Origin of the sequence: Flavobacterium sp. (assembly GCF_031363805.1) — a bacterium.
Classification (GTDB): Bacteria; Bacteroidota; Bacteroidia; order Flavobacteriales; family Flavobacteriaceae; genus Flavobacterium.
The window spans coordinates 1-5,334 of the sequence record NZ_JANLVD010000039.1 but is presented as its reverse complement, the minus strand read 5'-3'; the positions used below and the strand labels follow the sequence as shown (position 1 = coordinate 5,334).

The 5,334-nt window shown below is 31.7% G+C and carries 3 protein-coding genes; 2 read left to right on the top strand and 1 reads right to left on the bottom strand.

Annotated features, from left to right (window positions below):
* Together RMN92_RS02455 and RMN92_RS02450 are read left to right on the top strand one after the other, a co-directional pair.
* On the top strand, positions 1-2,385 hold a 2,385-nt coding region (locus tag RMN92_RS02455; RefSeq protein WP_309607878.1), incomplete at its 5' end, for a TonB-dependent receptor.
* An 11-nt stretch (positions 2,386-2,396) separates the two neighbouring features.
* Positions 2,397-3,764, top strand: coding sequence for a DUF5689 domain-containing protein (locus tag RMN92_RS02450; protein ID WP_309607877.1), 1,368 nt, complete (start codon positions 2,397-2,399; stop codon positions 3,762-3,764).
* A 321-nt stretch (positions 3,765-4,085) separates the two neighbouring features.
* On the opposite strand, the gene RMN92_RS02445 is transcribed toward RMN92_RS02450, so the two are convergent.
* Positions 4,086-5,334: alpha/beta fold hydrolase (locus tag RMN92_RS02445; protein ID WP_309607876.1), on the bottom strand; the 1,249-nt coding region annotated here is incomplete at its 5' end.

Genomic DNA, 5,334 nt, shown 5'->3' with positions numbered 1-5,334 from the left:
GATAACAGTGGTTCAGAAAGTACTTCGGGCTTATTGCAAGCTTCACGCGACGTTTTTTTACAAGCATCAGCTTATAATTTTGGTCAAGCAAGATTCAATGTCAGAGGGATAGACAATGAATATTCAAACGTGATGATAAATGGTGTTTTGATGAATCGTGTGGCCGATGGAAGACCTCAATATGGAGACTGGGGAGGTTTGAACGATGCAACACGAAATCAAGAATTTACCAGTGGTTCAGCACCTTCAGATTATACTTTTGGTGGTATTGCTGGAATTCAAGAAATAAATACAAGAGCCTCTATTTATAGACCTGGTACAAGAATTTCTTTCTTGAATACCAATACAAATTATAGCTACAGAACTATGGGTACACATGCTTCTGGTATGAGAAAAGATGGTTGGGCCTACACTATTTCTGCTGGTAGACGATGGACAAATCAAGGATATTTTGAAGGAACAAATTATAGTGCAAACTCTTTATTTGCTAGTGTTGAAAAACGATTTAACGAAAAGCACAGCTTAAATTTCACTTCGATTTATGCTCAAAATAAAAGAGGGAAAAATTCACCAAATACTGATGAAACAACGAATTTGGTTGGAGAAAAATATAATTCATATTGGGGATACCAAGGAGGAGAAAAAAGAAATTCTCGTTTTAAAGATTCTGAAGAGCCTTTGATGATGTTAAGTCATTATTGGAAAATGAATTCAAATACCAACTTGAATACAACACTTTCTTATCAAACTGGAAAAATTGGAAACAGTAGATTGGACTACACAAAATCTGATAATCCAGATCCTACTTATTACAAAAAGCTACCTAGTTATTATATCAGTCTTCACAGTAGTGCAGACGTTTTTACTCCAAATTTAATTGCTGCAGAAGAAACTAAAGCAAAATTTGTAGCAGATCCTCAATTAAATTGGAATGATATCTACAGAATAAATAATGAAAATCTTCCTAATGGTAGTAGAATCATACAATATGAAGATAGAAATGACGAAAATATTGCTACATTTAATACCAATTTAACCTCAAAATTATCAGATAATGTTCTTTTAAACGCTGGTGGAAATTATGAATACTCAAAAACTAAGAATTTTAAAAACCTTTTAGATCTTTTGGGTGGAAATTATTTTGTAGATAAAAGTACTTTTGGTTTTGGAAACCAACAACAGTCAGATTTAAATAATGTTAATCGTGTAGTTGGTGTAAATGATCAATATGGTTACAATTATGACATAACTTCTAAAAGATTGAATGCTTTTACACAGTTTAAATTTACTTACAGTAAATTTGATTTTTATTTGGCTCAAAATTTTTCTCAATCTGCTTATCAAAGAGAAGGATTTTATAAAAACGGATATTATCCTGAAAATTCTTTCGGAAAAAGCAATGAAGTTGTATTCGAAAATTTTGGATTTAAAGGTGGTATTACTTATAAGTTAACTGGTAAGCATTTGTTTGATGTTAACGCAATTTACATGACAAAAGCCCCAAATACAAAAGATGCTTTTCCAAATGCTCGTGTAAATAATGATATTACAACAGGAATTACAAATGAAAAAATTAAAAGTGTAGATGTAAGCTATATCATTAGAGCGCCAAAACTTAAAGCTAGATTTACAGGATATTTTTCTGAAACAAAAAATTCTACAGATATAAATTTCTATTACGCAGATGCAGTCTCAGGAAGTACAGGTGGTTTTGTTTCTGAAGTTGTTACAGGTATTAATAAAAGAAATAGAGGTTTGGAAGCAGGAATAGAATACCAACTTACCTCAACAATAAAAGTAACCGGAGTGGCAGCCTATGGAGAATATACTATCACAAACAATCCAAATGTAAGTGTTAAAGATGATGCAGGACTTATTACTAAAAATGATTATGGTGAAGCAAAATTAACTGGTTACAGACAATCTGGAACACCACAACAAGCTTATTCATTTGGTATAGAATATAGAGATCCTAAATTTTGGTGGATTGGCGCAAATGCAAACTATTTATTAGATAATTATTTGGATGTATCTACCTTGAAAAGAACCAGTAGTTATTATGATGCTGCAGGAAATACAGGAATTGTTATTGACCAAAATTTAGCCGATAGCTATTTGCAACAAGAAAAATTTGACCCAATAAAACTATTGAATTTAGTAGGTGGAAAATCTTGGAGAATTAAAGGACATACATTAGGTCTTTTTGCAAATGTGAATAATGTTCTTGACTTTAAATACAAAACTGGCGGTTTTGAACAATCTAGAAATGGAGCATATAAAGAAGATTATCAAGACCATCAAGGAGGAGGAATTGGTCCTTTTGGTCCAAAATATTTCTACGGATACGGAAGAACATATACAGTAAATATTTATTTAACCTTTTAAATTAAAAAGTTATGAAAAATAAAATTAAAAATATTTTTGCCATTTTATTTACATCAGCTGTATTTTTTGGCTGTGTAAACGATTCATTTGAAACACCAACCAATCCAGAATGTGTTGTTCCAAATTTAGTTAAAACAAAAGAAGTTGCTGATATATATAATTTAGCAAATATTACAGGAAATACATCGGTGAAATACACTGCAGATGATATTATTGAAGCTATAGTAACATCTAGTGATGAAGGTGGGAATTTTTTCAAAACAATGTCATTCATGTCTGTTGATGGAACTAGAGGATTTAGCATGTCAATAGATGATTACAGTCTGTATACTAAAAAACTACAACCAGGCAAAAAGGTATTTATAAAATTAAAAGATTTATACTACTCTTTACCGACAGGATTTGCTAGAGGTTTGGTTTTGGGAGCAAAGCCAACCAGTGTGCAAAATGTTGATAGAATACCAGCGTTAGATTATGGGAAGTCTATTATACCAACTTGTACTGTAGTTGATGAAGAAACTATAGTTAAGAAAATTACTTTAACTCAAGCAAGTAATGATGCCTTATTAAATTCATTAGTAGAAATAGACAATGTGCAGTTTCAGTCAGATTGTGGAACATATAGTAAAAAAGATTTTGATACATCATTAAAACTTGTTAGCGGAAGCAACACATTAGACTTAAGAACAAGCAGATTTGCAAATTTTGCTGGAGAATTTACTCCTTCTGGAAATGGAAAAATTAGAGGTATCTTAACTAAATATGGTAATGGATATCAATTAGTTTTAAGAAACTCAAGAGACGTAAAATTCATAAATCCTAGAGTTGGTGTTATTCCTCCAGTTGCTTTAGGTGGAAGTAGTCTTCAATATCTTGGGCTATTTACAGAAAATTTTGAAACATTTGCCGTAACATCAACAGGTTTTACTACTCCAAAATATATAAATTTAAATGTTGTTGGTAACAGATATTGGGATGTTAAATCATTTTCTAATAACGAATATCTGCAAATGTCTGCATTTAATGCAGGATGTACAAAAGCACACTTTATTATTCCAGTAGATATGACCGCTGCAAATGGAATTTCTTTTAAAAGTAAAGATGGATATTTTGACGGACAACCTTTAAAAATATATTATTCGACGGATTTGATACCCAACGGCAATATAAATCAAGCAACTTTAGTAAATATTACTGATAAGTTTACACTAGCAAATGGTTTGCCAACTACCGCAACGTCATATGCTACTAGTTTCACAAATAGTGGAACCTATGCAATACCAGCATCTGTAACAGGAAACGGCTATTTCATTTTTGAATATGACGGAACCAATGGAGCAACTACAACCATTCAGCTTGATGATATAGTCATAAACTAAATCAAAAATTATATATTAAAGGAAAGGCTCGCAAATTTACGAGCCTTTCCTTTAATATATAATTTAATTCATAATGTTTTTCAATTTAATGTACAGTCAAAAAGTCAATTATTATAGGTGTCATAAATAAACTACAATTTAAAATCATACAATTTATGTATATAAATTGTATTTGCCACGGATTATACAGATTCATACTAAATCATAAATAAATTTTGAAAGTGTGAAAATCTATAAAAATCCTTGTTAATCTGTGGCAAAAATAAAAGATACAGTTGCAGAAATATCTTTGCAACTGTATCTTTTTTTGTTTAAACTAACCTACTTCAACAAATATTCTTCCATAAAACGAATGACCGCCAAACGCTGGTAATCGACATTTGCTTTTTTACGAAAGCCATGACCTTCATCTTTTGCTTCCAGATACCAAACCGTGTTGCCTTGATTTTTTAATTTGTCCCGCATTTGAGTAGCTTCCGTCACGGGAACTCTAGGATCGTTGGTGCCTTGAATAATAAACATGGGTTTTTTAATTTTATCAGTATTATTTAAAGGAGAAATTATTTCTAAAAAAGCATACATTTTGGCTTCTCTTTCATCGCCATATTCCACCCTGCGCAAATCCCGACGGTATTCTTCTGTATTTTTTAAAAAGGTATTAAAATTTGAAATTCCCACAATATCTACCGAACATTTAACTCTATCGGCAAAATGAAAAGCTGTGGCTAATGTCATGTAGCCACCGTAGCTTCCGCCCATAATCATAATTTTGTCTTTGTCTAAATCAGGTTGTTGCGCAATCCAATCCAAAAGCGAACCAATATCTTTAACGGAATCTTCTCTTAAAAAACCATTGTCTTTGGCAATAAATGTTTTTCCAAAACCAGATGATCCGCGAACATTTGGATAAATGATAGCGACTCCCATTTCGTTGGTATAATAATTATTTGATCCTAAAAATGAAGCCATCGATTGCCCTTCTGGTCCGCCATGAATGTTGATTAAAACTGGTCTTTTTCCTATAAATTTTGATGAAGCAGGATAATAAAAACCTGATATTTTTAGTTTGTCAAAACTTGTCCATTCAATCAATTTTGGTTTTGACATATCCGACTTTTGCATTTCACCCAATTCACTTTCTGTCCATTGCTCTATTTTATTGGTTTTCAAATCCAATCTATAAACATCTGACGAAGATTCTGCAGTCGATTGAGTTAAAAACAAATATTTCCCATCTTTTGTAAAACTCATCCCACCAAACAATCCTACTGGCACATTTTTGATTTCTTTGTACTTTTTGGTAGTTGTGTCCATCAAATAAATTTTATTCAAACCGCCTTCATTGGTCAGAAATACCAAATTGGTTTTATCCTCGGATAAAACATAACCTTCCACATTCCAAGGAATTGATGAAGTATAATAGCTGACAATTTTGGTTTGTAAATTGAATGTAGCCAAACGTTGAAACTCATTTTCTCTATCGGTTATAAACCAAATATCATTGTCATTTTTTGAAAATTCTGCATCTGCTTGCACAATGCTTTTATCTTTTCTGTTGGTTATTTCAGAC

Coding starts and splice junctions, on each gene's coding strand:
- RMN92_RS02450 (WP_309607877.1), top strand. CDS start 2,397: ATGAAAAATAAAATTAAAAATATTTTTGCCATTTTATTTACATCAGCT.